Here is a 21,274-nt window from a genome sequence, read left to right as displayed (position 1 = left end):
GGTATCCCTGGTAGAAGACAACGGTGAACAGAATGATTGAGGCTAATTGTTCAAGTGGATGCTTTAACGGAGCGAGGGCAGTTTCTCTATTGGCGCGTTCTTCTCTTCAGCGTAGTCGCCGAATCATCCCGTTGCCGCTTGTGCAAAATTCACGGAACAATGGCAGTCACGCGGATTTCAATCCGCATTGTTGGAAGTGCAAGCGCCGCGACACCTAGCGCTGTCCAAATTGGGGCGCGATCGGGCATGTAATGACGAAATAGCTTGACCATCACATCTTTAACCTCCGGGGGGAACCCGCCAACATGGTAAGAATTGACGTGGATAACATGCTCCCAACCTGCACCAGCAGTCGCTAAGGTTCGCTCTATGTTCCGAAATGCCTGAGCAATCTCGTCCGCGATCGATTCGGGAATTTGCAGATTGTCATCCCAGCCGCCTTGACCTGATATCTCTACTCGATCGTCAATTCTCACCGCTTGCGAGTAATGCAATGTATTCAGCATGTATTCCCCATAACCAGGGGTGACAAAAAACTCTGGCTTTTTCATGGTGTTCCTATTGATGAAAAGCTTGCTTTAACATTTAGTTACTATGACTAGCACGTTCGATCAGTGCGTTTGAGGGCAAGCTCGGATTGAGTACCTTGCGCGCACTGTCAGCCCCTACAACGGGCAGCGTGTTCGGATCGAGCATGCCGAGTTGAACCAATACACTCGCCTGATCCCAATAGAGGTGTTCGTGGGCTAGCTTGCCATCACGGAACTGGACAATCGCTACCACTGCCACTTCAACCCGTTTCCCGGTCGGAGCAATGCCAGGTAGCATCCACTCCATCTGGATGGTATGAGTGAACTTAGCCAGCATTTCATCGACGAGTCGATCCGTCCCGATCGTGCGCGAAATCGGAACTAGCTCGAGGTCTGGCGGAATCTGGGGAATGAAGTATTTGGAATAAAACTCACCCAATGCTGCTTTTCCGACTCCCCTAGTCATCACTGGAATATGATTCACATAAGCGTCCTCAACCATGGTAGCGAGAGCATCTTCAGGGCTGTGAGTACCAAACTCGTGCCCGATATGCTCTTCCCAGACCGATTGCAAGGCTTCCTGAGCGGGTGTCAGGCTTGGAGTTGCCTGTACTGCCTGTTTGTCTGCTGTTTGCTCTGTGACCATGTTGAATTCTCCTAAGTTCTATCTAAACTGTATTGATTCCAATGCTTGACTTCTTTCAGAATCTGACAATGATTCGTCAGATTCTTACGAGTTGCGCGTCTATCCGACACATCACACCCAGGGTGCCTGTCCGCTGGATGCGGTGAGTCCAAGACGCTACGCGATGGTGATGGAAAGTACGGATTGCGGACTCGTCAGCAGTAGTAGTGGTTTGTGCTGTTTGTGAATTCATAGTTTTGAGCGATCGAATTAGAGTGATGCGGTTGCCTCAATTTCAGGTGCATAAATCGTTTCGTCTTCTTTGCGCCAAGCTGGATCAACTAGACAAACGAAAACAATAGGTTCGTTGCCGTAGTTGTGAAGGAACTGGATTGCATTTGGAGGAATGTAAACCGCATCGCCTGGTTCAATGCGACGAACTTCACTGTCGATCAACATTTCTCCAACACCGCTAATGATGTAATAAACCTCAGAAGTCTTTAGAGAATGGGGAATCGAAGTTTTGCCAACAGGCAAGATCGCATACGCCAAGCTGTAACGCAAGTTGATGTCTTGTTTGTCAGGATGAAGCAGTTCGCGCAGAACAGTTCCATCTCCAGCGATAATTTCTTCACAGTCGTTTAGTTTTTGGATCAGCATAAGTTTAGGCTTGCAATTACACAATCGGAGCAAGTTCAGAATCTGTGAATTTTGGAGGTTAAATACTGTCAGAGGTCAGCAACATCATGACATCTGCATGAGCTAACACGACATCGGGGTGGTGTTGAAGCGTCATGTTATACTTCATGGCAAACTCATCGCCCGATTCATCGGGGCTGAGCAGTGTCCGAATGTCACTGTCGATCGCTTCAATTGCCTCTGATGTAACAGATTCATTGGCATGAAGCAACTCATCGATTTGGATAATCAATTCTGAGAGTCGATGCAACCAGGCAAACTGCTCATGACTAATCACCAGTTGTAGCAATTCACCTCTAGAAACTTGCCCTCGAACTTGCTCATAGGTAAGACGCTCAGTATCTAGTAAAAGCTTGTGCAGATGCAGTAGTTTGATTCGTAACTCACTCAAGTGTTGATGTTGACTAATCTGGTATTGAGATGTGTTAAGCACCAATCCGTCCCATCCTTCCTTCTTGGTAGTCGTTGATCGCCTGGGTAATTTCAGCTTCAGTGTTCATTACAAACAGACCGTAGCGCACGACTGGTTCGTTAAGGGGTACACCTGCAATCAGCAGAAGATCTAGAGGACGCTGAGCATCAGCAGGGTTGGAGATCACTACATCTTCTCCATCTTGAGAAAAGAGCACCATCTGCCCATCATCACCAGGCGCTGGCTCTGTCCCAAACAACCCAGACCCCTCCAGTACATAGACAAAGGCGTTGTACTCTTTTGGTACAGGCTGGATCATCGTTGCCCCCGGTTGCAGTGTGAAGTGGAGGTAAGTTATCGGCGTGCGCGTCTGAATTACGGCTTTTGCCCCTAACGCTTCTCCCGCAATCACCCGCACCCTCACAGATCTATCTTCGGTTTGAGCGACCGGAATGTGATCTGCTGGAATTTCCTGATAGCGGGGCGGCATCATTTTGTCTCGTTGTGGCAGATTGACCCATAGTTGAATGCCGTGGAGCCGTCCACCAGTTTGGGTAAACATTGACTCCGGCATCTCGGAATGCACGACCCCGGCACCTGCTGTCATCCACTGGACATCACCCGGATTTAGTAGCCCGGCGTGCCCCGCAGAATCTTTGTGTTCTAACCGTCCATCCAAGACATAGCTGACGGTTTCAAAGCCCCGGTGCGGATGATCGGGTGCACCTTTTGCCTGACCCGGCTTTAGATTAATCGGACCCAACTCGTCGAGGAGGAGAAACGGGTCAAATTCAGAGAAGCTACTTTTGGGAAAGGGCCGACGTACAAGAAATCCGGCCCCTTCGAGTGTTTCAATGCTGTTGATTACTCCGGCAACGGTTCGAGACGTTTGAGTGGGGACAGTCATAGAATTGCCTCTTCAGAACTAGACAAATATGTGTATCATTTGAGCCTGACTCAACGGGGTGAATCACAGAGTTTTTTCACAAGCCCGAAATGCAGCAGATCACTGATTATTCCTGCTGAAGAAAGTCCAGCAACAGGGGATTGATCTGATCGGCGTGAGTCCAGTTGATGGCGTGCGGCCCGCCGGGAATGACAACCAGCCTGAGTGTTGATCGCCCAGCGCAGAATGACGAACAGGTAGGGAGCGGCAATCGATCGTTCGCCAGTGAGCCAGTTTCGTCCGTCGAGATAACCGAGGATAGCGACGTTTTCAGTGAGTGAAAAGTGATCGTACTTGCCTCTACTTCGTTATCGACAACGAACTCCCCTTGCTATAATGCGTTCCCACAGCAGCTCAAAAACCGCTTCAACACCATCACTCAAGACTGGCGGCGTCACGAGCGTTAGTCGGCTCTCATTAAGAGTAAAGGTGCGAACTAACGTTGTACCAACGCGATTAGGAATTGATGCAATTTTGATCTGGTGAGTTACTGTGTTGCCACTCAACGTATAAGTTCCAGCGTAAGCATTGAATGTTGTAAATGCTTGAGCAAGCTCTTCCACGGGTAAAGATTGCATCTGGGGAGTCAGCGGTGATCTGACCTCCTGACTCAGCGGTGAGCGATCGCTCCTAGAAAACATCACCATCATGTGACCATCTGATGTGTAAGTGATGTAGCCAACCGGATGAGTTCCATACACCTCTGGAGTCACTGTTCCATCAGCGTAAATGGCAGTTGCAGAAATTAACTTCCAAATGCCAATTAGCAGATTGTTCTGGATTGATGGTGTAGACATAATGTGCAACCATTGCTTGATGATTCTCCGCTAGAGAGTAGCGGGTTTCAACACAAAATCAAACTCAGTCGTGTAAAACGGTTTACTTTGATTGTGTGCCTTGAGTTTGTCTAGTGCTTCGTGCTTTTGCAATTGAACGATCGCTGATTGAACTGCAAAGGTTGTATCTGAATCCAGGTGAGGATCGCCAGCAATAAAAATTTGTGTTGTCAGCGAAGTATACTCCGGAGCACTGAGTTTGAAATGGATGTGAGCCGCCCGCCAAGGATGCCGTCCCAAGAGTCGCAGCAATTCGCCAGATGGACCACTGCTTGGCACTTTGTAACCTAGTGGCACGACGGTTTCAAACATACACTTTCCACTCTTGTTCGTTTTGAAACGTCCGCGAAAATTCCCCAACGGCTGAGATGGCTCTTGGACATCATATAATCCTTTGGAATTGGGTTGCCAAACATCAATCAGAGCATTGGCGATCGGTTGACCGTTCAAATCTAAAACCCTGCCTGACAGGAAAAGCGAATCTCCTTCTGTATCAATACCCAAGCGATCGCCCATCTGCCGTTCTGGTGCATTCGGCACATACAATGGTCCTTCTAAATTGCTTTCTGTACCGCGATGCTTATCGTGCAGCAATTCTACCAACTCTGAGATCCCTAATAGATCCGTCAACATATGGATCTCTCCAGTGGGAATCTCTTGAGTGTGATGACTTGCCTGGTTGAGAAAATTACGTCCCTGCTGCAATTCTGATTCTGTCAGATTCACCTCACGCACAAAGTCATGCAAATGTCGAACCAAGCTCGTGTAAATTTCATAGAGTCGCGGGTGAGATTTGCCGCGATCGCCATGATTAATGACGGCTTCAGTGATAGTGTCAAGTGTAATTTTCTGCACGATCAAACTCCTTTTTAGTTACGTGATTAATGATGGTTGTTTTACGGCGACTATCTTGACTTATAGTCTGTGTCCTAATCTAATTGGCTACAGCTATACCAGTGCAACTTTGCCTGCAAGTGTTGTCATCTCGCACTGTCGTTCGACTACTGCGCTACATACCCACCATCTACCATCAACGTTGCACCTGTTGTGAACGATGCCATCTCAGATGATAAAAACAGGACTGCATTTGCAACTTCAAGCGGTGTTCCAATTCGCCCGATCGGGTGAAGTCCTGCCATGTAAGCTCTAACTTCATCCTGTCCACCTGTCGCTGCTTCAAACATATCTGTTTCGATTACCGCTGGTGCAACGACATTGATGCGAATCCCCGCTTTGGCATATTGAAGCGCAGCCGCTTTTGTCAAGCCTATTACTGCACTTTTACTCGCGGTGTAGAGGGGGAAGGTAGGAAATGCAACGACTCCATTCGCAGATGCCGTATTGACGATTGAACCACTTCCCTGTTTCAACATCTGAGCGATTTCATATTTCATCGACAACCAAATGCCTTTGACATTGACGTTCATCGTGCGATCGTATTCCGCTTCTGTTTGCTCAATCAGTGAAGGATTTTCGCCGATCGTTCCTGCATTGTTAGAAGCAATATCTAACCGACCAAAAACGTCAACCGCTTTATCAACCATTGCTTGAACATCGGCTTCTTTCGTGACATCTGCTTGCACAAAAATAGCCTCTCCGCCAGCTTCCTTGATCAATCGAACAGTTTCTTCACCTTCATCCATTCGACGACCAACTACCACCACCTTTGCTTGTTGTTGGGCATAAGCGATCGCTGTTGCTCTGCCAATTCCCGATGTGCCTCCGGTGACTAACGCCACTTTACCTTTCAGTATCATTCTATTTCTCCTGTTTTAATTTCATCAGTTTGTATCGGGTAAATTTGTCTCAGCAACTCAGTGACTTCTCGCGCGATCGCAATCAGGGCATGATTAACTGAGGAGTCCTGAAGAGAATCAGTCTGAGGTATACCTTCATACCCAGAATCATTCTTGCCTTATACTAGTAAATGCGTTATAGAATTATCCTCAATGAAATACTGATTTGTAATTGACTAAATTAATACGTAGGAATTCAGTTGTTGGCATGGTAACTGTTGTCATGGTTCAAAAAACGGCAATTTTGTTCAGTGAAACAGGCAAAATCTAGCCATCGAAATTAGATAGCTTACAGCACTTACAGGTAAGTCAGACATGAATTGGGAGCAAAGATCGGGGAACTTAATGACTTGCAGCAATCATGGCTGCCATAAACTCCGTCGTGTTCCAGTGCCCGGTATACCGAATTCCATTGATAAACAGAGCTGGGGTAGTCGTCACTCCACTCTCTATTCCGCCTTCGATATCTTCATTGATGCGATCAACATGCACTTGTTTAGACAACTCTTTGAGAAATTGAGGAATGTCAAGCCCTAAATCATTGGCGTACTCGACAAGATAACCGTTCTCCAACCTTTGTTGATGGTCAAATAAAGTATCGCTCATTAACCAAAACTTTCCTTGGGCAGCGGCGGCAACGGCTGCTTGGGCTGCCCGTTGTGCCTGGGGATGAATCTGGATCTGTGGAAAATGGCGGAAGATAAAACATAAATAATCCTCTCCAAAAGCAGCACTAAGCTCTCGTTTGATCGCTTTAATCATCTTGTAAACGTTCGCACTTCTAGAGCATTGATACTCTCCATACATCACCAGCACTACCTTGGCACTCAACACACCTTGAATATGATCTTGGGCTGAAGGCGGTACAAGTAAGGAACTGCGGCTACGATCGTCGTTCATCTTTCTAAATCTGCATCAAGCATGGAACTTTGCAATTAACTTGCTCAATTCATTGCCTGGATGACTGTTTGCATAAATTCAATATAGGAGATCGCTTTCAAGCCGTCATCTATAGCGAGTTAAATTTTTTACAGTACAAATTGATAGAGTAACCATTCCATCGTGGAGTAGAAAGCTAGCTATAACTTAAGTTAGAATCGGGCGCATCAATTCGTTTAGGAAATACATCAATTCGCAGATTAACTGTCAGAGTAGGCAGTATCGTTCGTCAAACGTTCCTTTCCTAATAGGGCGGATTCCCAAATTGCTGAATTAGGAAATCAATAAACACCTGAACACGCCGCGAATGCTTACGATTTGGTAAATACAATGCATAAAAGCAGTTCGTCCAGGTTAAAATTAATCTGGACGAACTGCTCAATTTATAGTTGAACTTTAGTGGCTAGCAGTGTGACCACATCAGCATGAGCTAACACCACATCAGGGTTACGCTGAAACGCCATATCATACTTCACAGCAAAGCCATTTCCAACTTCATCAGGTGTAAGTAGAATCCGAACATCAGCAATGAGAGCAGCGATCGCCTCGGAGGTGATAGGCTCATCAGAGTGGATTAACTCATCAATTTGCACAATCAATTCTGAGAGGCGATGCAACCAGGCAAATTGATCGTGACTGATCACCAGTTGCAGCAATTCACTGTTAGAGACCCGTCCGCGCACCTGTTCGTAATGAATACGCTCTGTATCCAACAACAGTTTATGCAAATGCAATAACTTGATGCGTATATTGGTCAGAAGTTGATGTTGGGTAATGCGGTTTTGAAGCGTGTTAAGCATGAATGTGTCCCATCCTTCCATTTCGGTAATCGTCGATCGCTTGCAAGATTTCGGCTTCAGTGTTCATCACAAAGGGACCATAGCGTACCACAGGTTCATTCAGCGGCACTCCAGCAATCAGCAGTAGATCAAGGGGTTGGGTGGCATCCGCAGGATTGGCGATCGCCACTTCCTCACCATCAGGTGCAAAAATCACCATTTGCCCATCCTCACCCCGTTCCTGCTCAGTGCCAAACAAACCAGACCCATCGAGGACATAGGTAAAGGCGTTGTACTCTTTCGGTATCTGTTGAACAATGCTTGCTCCCGGTTGTAGCGTGAAGTGCAGGTAGATAATCGGAGTGCGGGTTTCAATCACCGCTTTCGCCCCCAACGCTTCTCCCGCAATCACGCGCACCGTCACGGACCCATCTTTGGTCTGAGTCACCGGAATCTGCGCTGATGGAATTTCCTGATAGCGAGGAGCAATCATCTTGTCCCGCTGCGGCAAGTTGACCCACAGTTGAATGCCGTGCAGTCGCCCACCCGTGCGGGTAAACTCAGCTTCTGGCATTTCGGAATGCACTACGCCTGCCCCAGCGGTCATCCACTGCACATCACCGGGATTGAGCAGTCCGGCATGACCGACCGAGTCCTTGTGTTCCAGCCGTCCATCCAGGACGTAGCTGACGGTTTCAAAGCCGCGATGGGGATGATCCGGTGCGCCCTTTGCTTGACCGGACTTCAGATTCACGGGACCCAATTCATCGAGGAGGAGAAAGGGGTCAAACTCGGAAAAGCTACTCTTGGGAAAGGGACGACGCACCAAGAAGCCTGCTCCTTCGAGCGTTTCTACACTATTAATGATTCCAGCAACGGTTCGGAGTGTTTGAGTTTGAGTTGTCATACAGTTGCCTCCAATCAAACAGTTTATAAGAATTATCTTATATGTGATTAATCATATACTAGCATAGAAGGATATAAATTCTATGGGTAGGGCTTGTCCTCCCTGTTCATTCGGTAAACCGCCTATGTCTCTTGCCCATGTGATTCTGGGTCTGCTCCAGCAACAGGAGCGGACCGGCTACGACCTCAAAACCGAGTGCTTTGACGATTGCATTTCCCATCTGTGGCCAGCAGATCAGGCACAGATTTATCGGACTTTAGACAAACTGGAGTCACAGGGGTGGATTACCTGTACCGTCGAGATTCAGCACGATCGCCCCAATCGCAAGGTTTACCGAATTACCAAAGCAGGTGAAACAGAGTTAACCCAATGGCTTCAGACGCATCATCCGTTGCCCGTGTTGCGAGAGCCGTTGCTGGTGCAACTCTATTTTGCAGCTCAGTTGCCTAACGAGGCTATCGTGGATTTGCTAAAGCAGGAACTGGAAGCACGGCAAGAAAAGCTAGCCCAGTGTGAGGTGATCGAGGCTCTATCTTTGAGTAATCCGACTGCATCGCGTGAACAAGAACTGCATCGACTGATTTTGGACTTAGTGAAGCAACGGGAACAGACTTATTTAGATTGGTTGGAAAAAGCGATACGTGCTATGCACACGCTGCGCGACCGCAACAATTCGTAGCCAATCAACGTAAATTCCTTCTTCTAAGTTAAAATCCGAACTCGATCGAAAGTACACCCTACAAACTGACAATGCCGATTAGCCTGCTTGTTGGGGCGTTACGGACACTCTTATCGGAAATGCGAGGCGAGGAACTGATAAGCAACTCCTCGCCTTCACTTTTTTTATTTTGCGCGTGCGCGTTGCAATTAGGTGCTTTTACACAGGTGCCATTTGCCGGTCGAGCTTGGTCTCCCGTCCATCTCGTTGCACAGATTGAGCTTTGTCATAGCTCTCCATCAGGGCGCGGTAAATCGGCATGAGGTCAACCATGACAGTGGCAAACTCCATTGCGTCCGGACGGTTCCACGTGTTCATGAGTTCGCCGATTACTGCGTAAGTGCCGATGGGCATGGCTCCCGCTTGGACGACGCGGGCCAGAGTGAGGTCGGTCGCCATCTGGCTCCAGTTGCCGGAAGCGTCAATGATCGTGAAGACCTTGTAACCAGCGGCCAGTGCGCTCAGCGTCGGAAACGCCATGCAGACGCTGGTGAGAGTTCCAGCGATGAGAAGAGTCTTTCGCCCAGTCTTCTCGATCACGTCTACCCAAGCCGGGTTATCCCAGGCGTTAATCTGGCCTGTGCGCGGAATGTAAACCGCCTCAGGATTGTGCTGGTGGATTTCGGGAATCAGGGGACCATTGGGACCATCGGGTACCGAAGCAGTCGTGAAGGTCGGAATCTTGGCGAGTCGCGAGATCTTGGCGAGCGCCGTAACATTGGAGCGGAGGACTGAGAGTTCGATGTCACGTACAAGTTGGAAGAGTCCGCTCTGATGATCAATCAGCAGCAGCACGGCGTCGTTGGGATCGATACATAGTGTCGATGGTGTTGCTCATGGGTTTGTCTCCTTTTTCATTCAAATTCAATCAATGTCATTTTTTCCTAGCTATCTGGGGCGTGTCCAGTTCTAGTACTCAGCTTCTTTCGGAATAAGTTCAATATAGGAGATCGCTTTCAAGCCGTCGTCTACAGCAAGTTAAAATTTTTACAGTACAAATTGATAGAGTAACCGTGCCATCGCGGAGTAGAAGGCTAGCTATAACTTAAGTTAGAATCCGAACTCGATCGAAAGTACACCCTACAAACTGACAATGCCGCGTTTAACGGCAACAATCACCGCTTGAGTACGATCGCTCACATCTAACTTATTCAAAATCCGATTAACATGGGATTTAACAGTACCTTCACCAATACTCAAAGCAGTCGCAATATCCGCATTACTCATTCCCTGCGCCAGTGAGCGGAGTACTTCTAGTTCTCTTTCACTCAGTTCTGGATTGCTGAGGCGCTGTACCAACTTTGCTCCTACATCGGGCGGAATATACCTCTGACCCCGATGAACGGTACGAATAGCATTCAGAAGCTCGTCAGGTTCAGTTTCTTTCAACAGATATCCTTTTGCTCCTGCCTGCAATCCCCGATAAATATCTTCGTCACTATCATACGTGGTCAGTACAATAATCCGAGCAGATTTAACGATCGCACAAATTGCACCAATGGCGGCAACTCCTTCCACTTCAGGCATTCGCAGATCCATTAGCGTTACATCTGGTTGGTGTTCCCCAAATAGAGCGATCGCTTGTTCCCCATTTTCGGCTTGGGCAATCACCTGCATATCCGGGTCACGGTCAATAATCGTGGCTAATCCTTGCCGAAAAATAGCATGGTCGTCCGCAATCAAAACCCGAATAGTCGTGGCTTGGCTCATCGTGATGCTACTCCCGATTGACGGTGACAATAATGTCTGTTCCTTGTCCAGGTTGACTCCTAATGGTTAGTTGTGCGCCGATGCGCTCTGCTCGTTCGCTCATGCCTAGTAAGCCAAAACCCTCAGAGGCTGAAATACTTCCAACTCCAAAGCCCTGTCCATTGTCTTGCACGCGCAAGCAAACCTGATCGCGATCATAGATTAGCTCCACTCGAATTTCATCAGCATTGGCGTGTCGAATCGCATTGGTTAAGGCTTCCTGCCCCATCCGCAATAGATTACTCTCGACTTCAGTCGGTAGAGAATACACTATACCCTCAGTCTCATAGTATAAAGTGGTATCCATTGCGGCAGTTCTGATTTGAGCGATGAGACGATGTAGAGCGCTCTGTAAACTGCCCTCCTCCAAAAGCTGAGGACGGAGCGCTACTACCGATCGCCGCGCTTCAGACAGTCCGGTTCGCGCCAATTCTTTGATCAGGTTTAGATGTGCCTGAGTTGCTTCTACATCATCCGTTAGTACCTGGTTTGCAGCACCTACCTGAGCCAGAATACCTGTAAACGCCTGAGCGAGTGTATCGTGAATTTCGCGTGCTATGCGGTTGCGCTCCTCTAAAATTGAGGCTTCTTCTGCTTGCTTCAGCGCCGTAATATCTCGCGCCAGCCAAATCACCTGATCGTGGCTGATTGGGGCAATGCGAGCCGAAAACCAGGCTTCTCGTCCATTTAGAAACGCACCGTACTCGACTGTGAGGATTTGTTGGGTTCTCAGCACCTGCTGAATATAATTTAGAAATTCATCGGCTTGTTCCTTTCCGAGTTGATGCATGGTTTGACCAATCATCTCCTCAAAGGGTTGCCATAGCAGATTTGGTTCCAGTACCATTATTTCAAGAAGTCGCCCTTCAGCAGACAGTACAAACAATGGATCGGGAATTGCCTCAATTAGAGTCCGTAGCTTTGTCTCTGAGGCTTGTAGGGCTTCTTCTGCTTGCTTGCGTTCGTGTAGCGCAGCTTGCTGTTTGCTAATATCTGCAATCACACCTTCGATGCATTCATCGGCTGCATTCAGACGAGTAGAGCAAAGTCCCCAAAATAGCGTGCCATCTCGTTTTTGCAGTTGCACTTCAAAGTTTTGCAGTTCACCATCACGCTTCAGCAATTCAATAGCTTGCTGGCGATCGCTGGGATTCACATAACAGTCTGTAGTGTGTTTCAGCCCAATCACCTCCTCTGGTGAATCAAAGCCAAACAGATCGGCAAAGCGTTGATTGGCTTCGAGAATTAATCCATCACAGAGGCGAGTGCGGTAGATGCCAACCTGCGAGTTTTCAAAAATAGTTCGGAACTTAGCTTCACTGCGTTGTAAAGCCTCTTCTGCTTGTTTACGCTGGGTGGTGTCATTGCCAACCGATAAGATTTCAACGACATCTCCCTGTTCATTGAAGATGGCTTGATTTGACCAGGTCATCCAAACTCGCCGACCGTCTCGACACAGGTTTTCACCCTCGCCTTGCGGGTACAATTGAGGATTACGAAGTAAATCGTGAACAAATGGTTTGACATCACGTCCAGAGGTTTCGATGTCTGGAATGATTGTTTCAAATAAGGTTCGCCCTAAAATCTGATGTCCTTCATAGCCAAGAAGCTTTACCCCATAATCGTTGATGTATCGAATCCGTCCTTGCGGATCATAGCGAATGATGACTGAATTCGCGGTCTGTAGCAGGTTGCGATAATTTGCTTCACTTTGTCTCAATGCGGCTTCGGTTTGTTGACGTTCAGCGATCTCCTGCTGCAAGGCTTGAGTTCGCTCTTCTACTTTCCTTTCCAGTGTTTCGGCATAGTCTTCTAGCTGTTCATACAGCCGAGCATTTTCTAATGAAATTGCTGCCTGAGCAATCAACAGTTTAAGGACTTGCAAGCGATCTCTGGTAAACACTCCTGCGCTGAGATTGTTCTCCAGATAAAGTATGCCAATCAGCTGATTTTGCTTGAGAATGGGCATACACAGGAGCGATCGCGTCTGTTGCTTTTGAATGTAAGGATCAGTTGAAAAAGGAGGTTCGCTGACTGCATCATCAAGCACCAAAGTTTCTTGAGTACGTTCTACCGAGCGAATGACGGAGACAGGAATCGTTGCACAGTCAGCAACAGCAAGCTTTTCTAGGTCACACTGTCTACTTCCGCTGCATTGAGCCATCACAGTGGGTTGATCCTCTTCCAGGAGAACCAGAGCGCCAGTTTCGGCTCCTGCATTTTCGATTACCACCTGCATCAACGTGGCAATTAATCGATCGAGATGGATTATTTCTGAGAGAGCTTGAGCCGCTTTCATCACCGCCGCCAAATCGATCGCCGCAGTCGGATGACGGATCGTTTCATTGGTCACGATTGAATGTGATTGCCGAACTAGGTTGGTGTTGAGGAGTTGTGGATAGCGTTTTTCTAAATCTTTAACTTTAGCGGTTGCGCCCCAGCGATCGTAGCAATAGTGCGCTTCTTTCATGTAAGTCTGAGCAATCTTTTCCCGATCTCGCGCTAGATAATGTTTAGCCGCTAATTCATAAGCTAATGCTTCTTCCTGGATATACTCATTTTCAGCAGCACCTGCGATCGCTCGTTCATAAAGTTCCTCAGCCTCAAAGAATTGCCCTGAGACTCGCGCTTTCTCTGCTTCGACTAAATAAAATTTATGGAGATAATTCATTGGGGCATAACTCGCCCATTTTTGCATCTTTTCTTGGTTGGAGCTAACACAACTTAGCCAAGCTGCTTTTTCAGAGTTTGAAGCCTCAAGCGATAGGCTCAAAAGCGCCAGAGAATGATAGAAACAGAATATAGGTAGAACCGTTATTGCTGTGACATCTTCAAAATGTTGCCTTGCCAAAATAGCAGTCTGTTCAGCTTGATGGTGTTCTTCAAATAGATAACACAACATGACTTTGTGCAAATAGAGTATCTGGATTGCAGTTCCATCTTTAACTGCAATAGCGTGTGATAACGCCTGTTCTTCATTATGTAGCCTACTAACTAAGCGGCTGGAATTCTCAGGCCTATCTTGCAAATTAAGAATAGTCTGCCGCAATATTGCCAGCCAATTCGAGGGACTTTCTCGTCTAATTTGGTCAATCGACTTGCTGTAAACTGCTGTTTTTTGTTTTAGTTGGGTAAGTTCCTCTCCAGCAAAAAATGAGTTATAGCACACGTAATATGCAGCATAACCAGCAGTTTCAAAGTCTCCAGTTTCCACTCCATTTTGATAGGCATCAGCCAGCATGGGTATTGTGTTCCTAAAATGCACCTTCCAGTGCATGATATGGACATTTGAAAACATTAAGGTTCTAGCATTTCCTCTGGCATTCAATCGTTCTGCCAAACCCAGAGCCAATTTGCCGAACTCATAACCGAATTCAATGTCTTGAACAACTCCACATAGAACAAACCCGTAGCCAGCATAAAACAGTGATGACCAGATAGCATTCCCGTAGTTGATTGATAAATTTACCGTTTTGAACGTAATCAGTATCCACAGGGGTGGTAACGTTATAAATGCAACAGACCTCATACTCGCTAGGATTGACATTGCTGCCAGCGGTTCTGGTGCAGTCATCTCTGGTAAATTAATCAAGTCTTTGATTTCTCGTTGGGCGAGTAGTGTAGCCGTTGACTCCAATTCCCTTTGAATATCTGCCTGACTTGGATTTTCTATTAAATCTATTCCCAAGAGCTTTAACGCTTGCGATCCAGTTTTTAGTGCTTCTTTCAGGTCGCCCTGTGATAAATATCCTTGAATTTTGCTATCGTAAACCTGCACTTTGTCGATCGCTGTTTTGGCGCGATTGAGTACCACTTCTACCAACTGTTCCATCTCATCAAAGCGACCCTGGAGATACGCCGCTTCTGCTGCTTCTGAATACAGCGCTAAGGTCAGGTCATACTCACTCTGCCAACTCTCTGTATCGAGAAGTTGAAGACCTGTAGTGAAATACTTAAAAGCGGCTTCATAAGCCGTTGCACCTTTTGCTTTCTGACCTGCCGTTAAATTCAATCTGGCAATTTCAGTTCGTTCTGGTTGAGCAGTGACAAGCTCCGTTCCTTGATCGAGATGATCCACAATAGTAAACAGTCGATCCAATCGTTGCTCCGGTGAAGTTTTTTCGAGTAAATTGCGACCGATTTGGAGATGAACCACTTGTTTGCACGACTCATCAATTAGGGCATAAGCCGCTTGCTGCACGCGATCGTGCGAAAACTTATACTCTTGAACCAACAAGTCTTCGTCCAAGTCAGACAAAGGTTGAATTAATCCAGCTTGTATTGCTTCTAATAAATCCTGAAAAATTGCTTTCGGTGATTTTTCGCAAACGATCGCCAATGTCTCTAAATCAAATTCAGCCCCAGTACAAGCGGCGATGGAGAGAATTTGTTGTGTTGCTTCCGGCAATTTCTGCAACTGACGCAGCAGCAACTCCACCACATTATCCGTGATATTTTGAGCTTCAATCTCTGCCAGGTTCCACTGCCAGCTCAACTGTTGTGCATCGAAAGTCAACAGATTTTCGCCATAGAGCATTTTCAAAAATTCACCAACGAAGAAAGGATTGCCCTCCGTTTTATGCAATACCAACTCAGCTAAGGATCGCACAGTGTCAGTATTTTGATGCAACGTCTCGGCAATCAACTGACTCAACGGCAAGAGCGTTAAGGGTGCCAGAATGATTTCTTGAAGCACTGCCCTTTGTTTCCTCAATCGCTCCAGCGTTAATGCCAGTGGATGCGCTGGATTGACTTCATTATCTCGATAGGCTCCGATCAGAAATAGAAATTGGGTTTGCTCGTCAAGCATCATTAGTTCGATTAACTTCAGCGTGGCTGAATCTGCCCACTGTAAGTCATCTAAAAAGATCACCAGAGGATGTTCTTGGGAACAAAATACTCGAATAAACTGCTGGAAAACTCGATTAAAACGATTTTGAGCTTCTGTGGCTCCCACCTCTGGGACGGGTAGCTGCCTGCCGATAATCAGTTCTACTTCGGGAATCACATCAATGATGATCTGTCCGTTACTCCCTAATGCCGTCAGCAGACGCGATCGCCACTGTTGCACTTGCTCATCCGGTTCCCCCAGAAGTTGCTGCACCAACTTTTGCAGGGCATCCACAATGGCGCTGTAGGGAATATTGCGCCTGAATTGGTCAAATTTACCAGAAATAAAATAACCGCGGTTTGCTGTGAGCGGCTTATAGAGTTCCTGCACTAATGCTGATTTCCCAATTCCCGCATAGCCAGAAACCAACATCATTTCGACTTTGAATCGAGGATTTTCTATGCCTGACTCTGGTCGGTAGGCTTCGCCAACATTCCCTCTTGGGGCTACTCTTTCAAACGCCGCCAATAATGCTGCAATCTCCGCTTCGCGTCCATACAGCTTTTGGGGAATCTGAAACTGATCCGAAACATCTTGCAGACCTAATTGAATATGAGCAATTTGACCTGTTGTTGTAAATTGCTCTGTACAGCGTTCTAAATCCGCTTTGATCCCCCAGGCACTTTGATAGCGATCCTCTGCGTTTTTCGCCATCAGTTTGAGAATGATGTCTGAAACGGGTTTAGGAATCGCTGCATTCACCTCATGTGGCGGTATAGGTGGTTTGGCAATATGACAATGGACTAGCTCCAGGATGTCGGTTGTGAGAAACGGTAACTGTCCGGTGAGCAGTTCGTAGAATGTTACGCCAAGCGAGTAAAAATCGGTGCGGTAATCGAGCAAACGGTTCATCCGCCCGGTTTGCTCTGGCGACAGATAGGCAAGCGTGCCTTCTAACACATGGGGACTTTTGAACGTCGGATTCGTGCGGTTAAAGCGGGTGGCAATACCAAAGTCAATAATTTTGACAACGCCAGTATTCGGATTAAGGACGATGTTGCTAGGATTGATATCTTTGTGAATGACTCCAGCAGCATGAATTCTGCCCAAAATATCTGTGATATCGATTGCTAATCGTAAGAAATTGGATAAAGGTATAGGACAAAAGTTTGGTTGCTGCCGCATCCATCTTTCGATGGATTCTCCACCGAAATCTTCCAAGAGAATAACGAGCGTGCGCTGATAGTCTTGCTGACTATATGCTTTGATTACTCCTTCCTCTTTGAGGGAACGGGTAATTTCATATTCCTGCCTATAGCGAATTAGTTCTTCAGGAGAGGGATAATCTTGCTTAAGTAGTTTGACGATGATTGCCCGACCATCCTGCACCCTGATACCCCGGTACACAACAGATGCTGAACTTGAATAGATTTTGCAATGGAAGGCGACTCCAGCTAGGGCAATCATTGAGTTCTCTCCCGATGAGTACCATGGGTTGTGTTGCTTTAACTGCGGTCTGACAAGCCATTGACTTGACTAAAACTTGCGAGAAGCAACCACTCCAAAAATTTGAGTTCGGAATTCTGCGGCCGCGCTAAAATATTCCCTTTAGTATAGTAACGCCTTTAACTTGCCCTTTGCAAATTATGTACATGGCTGATAATTTAAAGAATTGTTCGACGGGCAGTGTTGAACGAAGCAAACCGAATTCCAGGTTTTGTTAACCATTTGCTCAATCGATACTACGCTCCTTTGCAATCGCTCTGCGGTCGTGACCTATAATTGTTAATTTGCTCACTTTCCACAGTCGTACCATGAGACAGGTTTGACTTTCATAGGGTTGATATCAAGCCAGAACCAACATCAGAATCAGGGCTAAAAATAGTTGTTATAGCAACTTTTGGTCAAAAAGTAGAACAAACCTGCAATTGAGCTAGTGTCCGAAAACATTGGGGTATTGAAAACCAGGCTCATTGGACTCAAGGGTTGTACCTTCGCAGAAGATGCTTGTCGCATTCGTTCTTTCCACAGCCCGAAAAATTTTGCTCTTTTACGACGCATTGCTCTTAATGCTCTCAACCGTGAACAGACTTACAAACGTAGTCTCCGTCAAAAAATGAAACGCACCGCTATGGATAACAATTATATGATTCAGGTTCTCAGTTGTTGTTTCATTGACAATACATTAAATTCTTCTGATTCCTTGTGTCAAGCCTGATTGAGATGCTCTGACCCTGCTAAATTCAAGTCAATCCGGAAGTTTTCAGGGTGGACTTATCCTGCACTTTCTGGTTGGAAAGCCAATACATCGCTTAAGCATGGCAGCGTGAACCTCAACGACCTAGGTATCAAGGTAAAGATGCGAGGTCAAGCTAAGCAGTGGGGGAAGCCTACCACGCTTACCATTGTCTACAAACCAGGTTTGAAGCAATGGTTTGCATCTTTTACCGTCGAAGTCTCCGACGTTGCAGCAAAGTTTGGGTCTCAATCTGAGTTGGCATACAACTCAATTGTGGCTTTTGATCTCGGATGCGAGACAGCCATTACGACCTATAACGGAAAGGATGTTGAGCAGATATCTAATCCACGTTTTACTCAAAAGACCGAGGTCAAAATAAAACGTGCTTCCAAGGAATTACGACGCAAACAAGCTCCTAACAGAAACAAGAAAACCAAGGCGTCGCAACGTTGGAAGAAAGCAAACAAGCGTGTTGCAAGACTACAACGAAAGGCTGGGACTCAGCGTTGGGATTGGCAGCATAAGGTTACGTCAGAGATTGCAAGTCGTTATGACATCGGCGCAACTGAGCATCTCAACACGAAGGGGATGACCCGCAAAGCAAAAAAAGGTAGCAAACGTAAGAAGCAAAAAGCAGGACTCAATAAGTCTATTGTTTCTGTGGGTTTTGGCACTCTCAACAAGATGCTGACCTACAAGATTGAAGCGAAGGGCGGATTGATGATTGTGCTACCGACCAAAAATATCAAGCCATCTCAGCGTTGCCCCAAGTGTGGAATAATTCATAAGGAATGGGCAGAGCTATCAAATCGTCACCATGTATGCTCAGATTGTGGATTTGAAATACCACGTGATGCGGGTAGCGCGATAGTGATGTACAACGTTGTGACTAATCAACAACCGGGGTTGAGAACCAGCCTCGATAGTCTTGGATGTCTAAGCTCTACTTCAAAGACTAGTAAATGCAAGAATACCGGATCTATGAAGCAACGCTCGGCTTGCGAAGAGACAAAAATCCGAGCTAGTGGCGGAACCGGGAGAAACCCCGTCCGCCGGAAGCGGCGGGGTAGTTCATTATGAGAATCATGTGAATTCAAAATACTTCAATCAACCAATTCAAAACCTCAATCCCTCATGAACTGAGGAATTTTTATTTTTTCTGACCTCGCCGTCTTTTTTTTACAGCCGCTTGACGCGAAATTCTGCTGAAACAATTGGCAGGAGAAAAACCCATGTCTAAAACTTTCTACAAAATTGACAATCCTCAAACTAGAGATGCTATAGCAATTGTTGAGTCCATCCCCAGTAGCATCGCCTACGATATTGCCCGATTCTGTGGTAAAGAAATTGATCCCGATTATATCCCTTTTAGCAAGGATGACCTTCCCAAACTTCGAGATTATTATCGTCTTATTCGCACTAACAAATCAGAATTTTCCACATCTACAACCAGTTGGTCAAGTCACTTTCTGTGGTAAGGATGCCAACTATATACTCAATATCCTTACCGTTATTGGTAAAACCCTCCATACTCACGAAGTATTTGTGAATTAAACGAAACAAAGAAAAATTCCTCGCCAAAACGAGAAATTTTTCTTTTTTAGACCCTAAATCCTGCATCCCCCTCAATCGCCCCCGCAGGTATCACATCCGAATCATCATCAAAAAAGTCATCATAATTATCCTCTACCCCAGATGCGTTTTGTTGGGATAATTCTTCTTGTTGGGCAAGTGTAGCAACAGAAGAAGAAGCATTACTATTTGGTTCTTGATACGCTACAGCAGGAGAAACCACTGCTGCTGTTTGCGGACTAACCATAGGGGTAATCAGTACCAACTGTGATATCTCCTCCAATCCACACACACGCTTAATCGTCTGAATCTGGCTCTCCAATACTCCAATCGCCCATAAGGCAACCTTCCTCAGTTTTTCTCCCCTAATCCCAACTGAATGCATCGATAGGGGCAACCAAAACGCTTTGAGGGTATATACTACTGTCTCTACCAACCCCATCTCCATCGGCTTAGATATCAAGTACTTGAACATCTTCCCCGTCTCCGTATTCCCACTCCTCTTTATCTGCGGTATAACAAATTCTGTACTCATCTCCCTCCCTTTAAACCTTACTAACCACGCGCTTCACAATTGAAGTATTACAGCACGAGAATTGTATTAATAGATGATAGACAAATCGTAGAATATAAGTGCTGCTCTGTACTTGCTTATACCATAACCTCATACTGAGAAAATGTCATCTCCGACTATGCTCCTGTTTCCCTCACAATACCCCAGCATAGTAGGAGTATCCTTAGTACATACGTATTGTTTAACTCATGGTATGGTTACACATACACTAGCTATATCCCAGCATTGCAGTAGTATCCCCTCGCTACCACAGGATCGCCCTAAAAAGTCATATCCCCGCACTTAGACAAGGTATGTTTATTAGGGTCAGTAATACCTCAATTATCACAAATTCCCAATCCTACCCGTCTCGTTATGTAACACAATATAAAACACTTTGTACTAATTTTTATTTTTTAATTCTAGAATATTGTCAGTACTTTAAATAATATTTATACTTACTCTTAAATATATTTAGCTAGATAAATAACCCGCGATCGCCCGCCTTTGCAATCAGAACAATATCTCACTACACAAACATTGTAGGCATTGCAGTATTTCACGCATTCTCATAAACATACTGTGCCATTTATAACAGTCATGTGGTGACACTGGCGTACCGGGGAAATACCCCTGTTGTGCCATATTCCCGTACTTAGACAACGTATGTTAACTGGGGTCAAATATAAAGCAGCAGACTGTTTCAAGTAGTTAAATGAATTTACTCACATCTTGCACCAAGAAAAATTGATGGTACTTCGTAACTCAGTATGAAACCAAAAGTCCTTTATATAGCGAGAAAAGCCAAGAAAAATAATGTAGCTTTATCGCACATATTTTTGGTTTGTACGGGCTTATACGGTTAGGTGCAAGATGTGAGTTTATTAATTTAGATGAAAAATAATTGCAATAAAACTAATTATTGAGAATAAGGAAGATTCATTAAAAGAGTATATTTATTGGTAACAACTTTGATTAAGGCAATTTTACATAACCAAAATCAAAATAACTATAAATTGCAAACAGAAATTCAAAGTATATATAACTTTATATGACAAGCAATTCAAACACTACCAGAAAGAAATCCCTAAGAGGATGTCTGAAAAGTAAGAAAGCCCACGTAACGGTATCCTGTCAGTAGAA

19 protein-coding genes and 1 pseudogene are annotated in these 21,274 nt (G+C 45.8%); 4 read left to right on the top strand and 16 right to left on the bottom strand.

Features of this window, described 5'->3' with window-relative positions:
* Positions 1-149 precede the first annotated feature (149 nt).
* The 12 genes from AACT52_RS35165 to AACT52_RS35110 form a co-directional block, all read right to left on the bottom strand.
* On the bottom strand, positions 150-551 hold the full coding sequence (locus AACT52_RS35165) for a RidA family protein (protein ID WP_073635063.1): 402 nt from the start codon (positions 549-551) through the stop codon (positions 150-152).
* A gap of 34 nt (positions 552-585) precedes the next feature.
* Complete coding sequence (locus AACT52_RS35160; RefSeq protein ID WP_073635062.1) at positions 586-1,176, bottom strand: ester cyclase; 591 nt, start codon at positions 1,174-1,176, stop codon at positions 586-588.
* 76 nt (positions 1,177-1,252) lie between these two features.
* Positions 1,253-1,408, bottom strand: coding sequence for a hypothetical protein (locus AACT52_RS35155; RefSeq protein WP_176727097.1), 156 nt, complete (start codon positions 1,406-1,408; stop codon positions 1,253-1,255).
* A 17-nt stretch (positions 1,409-1,425) separates the two neighbouring features.
* The gene (locus AACT52_RS35150; RefSeq protein ID WP_073635061.1) at positions 1,426-1,815 is read right to left on the bottom strand and encodes a cupin domain-containing protein; all 390 of its coding nucleotides are present in this window, start codon (positions 1,813-1,815) and stop codon (positions 1,426-1,428) included.
* A gap of 58 nt (positions 1,816-1,873) precedes the next feature.
* Positions 1,874-2,287, bottom strand: a complete 414-nt coding sequence (locus tag AACT52_RS35145; protein ID WP_073635060.1) for a hypothetical protein — start codon at positions 2,285-2,287, stop codon at positions 1,874-1,876.
* Positions 2,280-3,173, bottom strand: coding sequence for a pirin family protein (locus AACT52_RS35140; protein ID WP_073635059.1), 894 nt, complete (start codon positions 3,171-3,173; stop codon positions 2,280-2,282). The genes AACT52_RS35145 and AACT52_RS35140 overlap by 8 nt, the downstream gene beginning before the upstream one ends.
* Positions 3,174-3,520: 347 nt before the next feature.
* The gene (locus tag AACT52_RS35135; protein WP_073635058.1) at positions 3,521-4,009 is read right to left on the bottom strand and encodes a lipocalin-like domain-containing protein; all 489 of its coding nucleotides are present in this window, start codon (positions 4,007-4,009) and stop codon (positions 3,521-3,523) included.
* 30 nt (positions 4,010-4,039) lie between these two features.
* Positions 4,040-4,903: a dioxygenase family protein gene (locus tag AACT52_RS35130; protein ID WP_073635057.1), complete on the bottom strand. Its 864-nt coding sequence runs from the start codon at positions 4,901-4,903 to the stop codon at positions 4,040-4,042.
* 146 nt (positions 4,904-5,049) lie between these two features.
* A complete protein-coding gene (locus tag AACT52_RS35125) occupies positions 5,050-5,805 on the bottom strand; it encodes an SDR family oxidoreductase (RefSeq protein WP_073635056.1) in 756 nt (251 codons plus the stop codon).
* A gap of 381 nt (positions 5,806-6,186) precedes the next feature.
* Positions 6,187-6,744 (bottom strand): DsbA family protein, encoded by a 558-nt coding sequence (locus tag AACT52_RS35120; RefSeq protein WP_073635055.1) that lies wholly within the window; start codon positions 6,742-6,744, stop codon positions 6,187-6,189.
* A gap of 422 nt (positions 6,745-7,166) precedes the next feature.
* A complete protein-coding gene (locus AACT52_RS35115; RefSeq protein ID WP_073635054.1) occupies positions 7,167-7,583 on the bottom strand; it encodes a hypothetical protein in 417 nt (138 codons plus the stop codon).
* Positions 7,576-8,469, bottom strand: a complete 894-nt coding sequence (locus AACT52_RS35110) for a pirin family protein (protein ID WP_073635053.1) — start codon at positions 8,467-8,469, stop codon at positions 7,576-7,578. Before AACT52_RS35110 ends, AACT52_RS35115 begins: the two co-directional genes overlap by 8 nt.
* Positions 8,470-8,593: 124 nt before the next feature.
* Here AACT52_RS35110 and AACT52_RS35105 point away from each other — a divergent pair, with 124 nt between their 5' ends.
* On the top strand, positions 8,594-9,148 hold the full coding sequence (locus AACT52_RS35105; protein WP_073635052.1) for a PadR family transcriptional regulator: 555 nt from the start codon (positions 8,594-8,596) through the stop codon (positions 9,146-9,148).
* A 198-nt stretch (positions 9,149-9,346) separates the two neighbouring features.
* On the opposite strand, the gene AACT52_RS35100 is transcribed toward AACT52_RS35105, so the two are convergent.
* From AACT52_RS35100 to AACT52_RS35090, 3 genes are all read right to left on the bottom strand, one after another.
* Complete coding sequence (locus AACT52_RS35100; RefSeq protein ID WP_198941049.1) at positions 9,347-9,982, bottom strand: isochorismatase family protein; 636 nt, start codon at positions 9,980-9,982, stop codon at positions 9,347-9,349.
* Between the two features lie 285 nt (positions 9,983-10,267).
* The gene (locus tag AACT52_RS35095) at positions 10,268-10,897 is read right to left on the bottom strand and encodes a response regulator (RefSeq protein WP_073635050.1); all 630 of its coding nucleotides are present in this window, start codon (positions 10,895-10,897) and stop codon (positions 10,268-10,270) included.
* Between the two features lie 7 nt (positions 10,898-10,904).
* A complete protein-coding gene (locus tag AACT52_RS35090) occupies positions 10,905-17,234 on the bottom strand; it encodes a PAS domain S-box protein (protein WP_073635049.1) in 6,330 nt (2,109 codons plus the stop codon).
* Positions 17,235-17,702: 468 nt separating this feature from the next.
* On the opposite strand from AACT52_RS35090, the pseudogene AACT52_RS35085 reads away from it, so the two are divergent.
* The 3 genes and pseudogenes from AACT52_RS35085 to AACT52_RS35075 all read left to right on the top strand — a co-directional run.
* Positions 17,703-17,985, top strand: a pseudogene (locus AACT52_RS35085) (transposase); the annotation flags it as partial.
* Positions 17,986-19,086 carry an RNA-guided endonuclease InsQ/TnpB family protein gene (locus tag AACT52_RS35080; RefSeq protein ID WP_233154147.1) on the top strand — a complete coding sequence of 367 codons (1,101 nt, stop codon included), beginning with the start codon at positions 17,986-17,988 and terminating at the stop codon, positions 19,084-19,086.
* Positions 19,087-19,238: 152 nt separating this feature from the next.
* Positions 19,239-19,484, top strand: coding sequence for a hypothetical protein (locus AACT52_RS35075; protein WP_073635047.1), 246 nt, complete (start codon positions 19,239-19,241; stop codon positions 19,482-19,484).
* A 122-nt stretch (positions 19,485-19,606) separates the two neighbouring features.
* On the opposite strand, the gene AACT52_RS35070 is transcribed toward AACT52_RS35075, so the two are convergent.
* Entirely contained in the window at positions 19,607-20,053 is a 447-nt protein-coding gene (locus tag AACT52_RS35070) for a hypothetical protein (protein WP_143172949.1), read from the bottom strand.
* Positions 20,054-21,274 lie beyond the last annotated feature (1,221 nt).

The organism is Scytonema sp. HK-05 (genome assembly GCF_963872035.1).
Lineage (GTDB): Bacteria > Cyanobacteriota > Cyanobacteriia > Cyanobacteriales > Nostocaceae > Kalymmatonema.
This window is presented reverse-complemented; position numbering and strand designations above follow the sequence as displayed.

What these genes read in the sequence shown, in the direction of transcription:
- AACT52_RS35165 (WP_073635063.1), bottom strand. Translation starts at nt 551, where the DNA reads ATGAAAAAGCCAGAGTTTTTTGTCACCCCTGGTTATGGGGAATACATG.
- AACT52_RS35160 (WP_073635062.1), bottom strand. Translation starts at nt 1,176, where the DNA reads ATGGTCACAGAGCAAACAGCAGACAAACAGGCAGTACAGGCAACTCCA.
- AACT52_RS35155 (WP_176727097.1), bottom strand. Translation starts at nt 1,408, where the DNA reads ATGAATTCACAAACAGCACAAACCACTACTACTGCTGACGAGTCCGCA.
- AACT52_RS35150 (WP_073635061.1), bottom strand. Translation starts at nt 1,815, where the DNA reads ATGCTGATCCAAAAACTAAACGACTGTGAAGAAATTATCGCTGGAGAT.
- AACT52_RS35140 (WP_073635059.1), bottom strand. Translation starts at nt 3,173, where the DNA reads ATGACTGTCCCCACTCAAACGTCTCGAACCGTTGCCGGAGTAATCAAC.
- AACT52_RS35135 (WP_073635058.1), bottom strand. Translation starts at nt 4,009, where the DNA reads ATGTCTACACCATCAATCCAGAACAATCTGCTAATTGGCATTTGGAAG.
- AACT52_RS35125 (WP_073635056.1), bottom strand. Translation starts at nt 5,805, where the DNA reads ATGATACTGAAAGGTAAAGTGGCGTTAGTCACCGGAGGCACATCGGGA.
- AACT52_RS35120 (WP_073635055.1), bottom strand. Translation starts at nt 6,744, where the DNA reads ATGAACGACGATCGTAGCCGCAGTTCCTTACTTGTACCGCCTTCAGCC.
- AACT52_RS35115 (WP_073635054.1), bottom strand. Translation starts at nt 7,583, where the DNA reads ATGCTTAACACGCTTCAAAACCGCATTACCCAACATCAACTTCTGACC.
- AACT52_RS35110 (WP_073635053.1), bottom strand. Translation starts at nt 8,469, where the DNA reads ATGACAACTCAAACTCAAACACTCCGAACCGTTGCTGGAATCATTAAT.
- AACT52_RS35105 (WP_073635052.1), top strand. Translation starts at nt 8,594, where the DNA reads ATGTCTCTTGCCCATGTGATTCTGGGTCTGCTCCAGCAACAGGAGCGG.
- AACT52_RS35095 (WP_073635050.1), bottom strand. Translation starts at nt 10,897, where the DNA reads ATGAGCCAAGCCACGACTATTCGGGTTTTGATTGCGGACGACCATGCT.
- AACT52_RS35090 (WP_073635049.1), bottom strand. Translation starts at nt 17,234, where the DNA reads ATGATTGCCCTAGCTGGAGTCGCCTTCCATTGCAAAATCTATTCAAGT.
- AACT52_RS35075 (WP_073635047.1), top strand. Translation starts at nt 19,239, where the DNA reads ATGTCTAAAACTTTCTACAAAATTGACAATCCTCAAACTAGAGATGCT.
- AACT52_RS35070 (WP_143172949.1), bottom strand. Translation starts at nt 20,053, where the DNA reads ATGTTCAAGTACTTGATATCTAAGCCGATGGAGATGGGGTTGGTAGAG.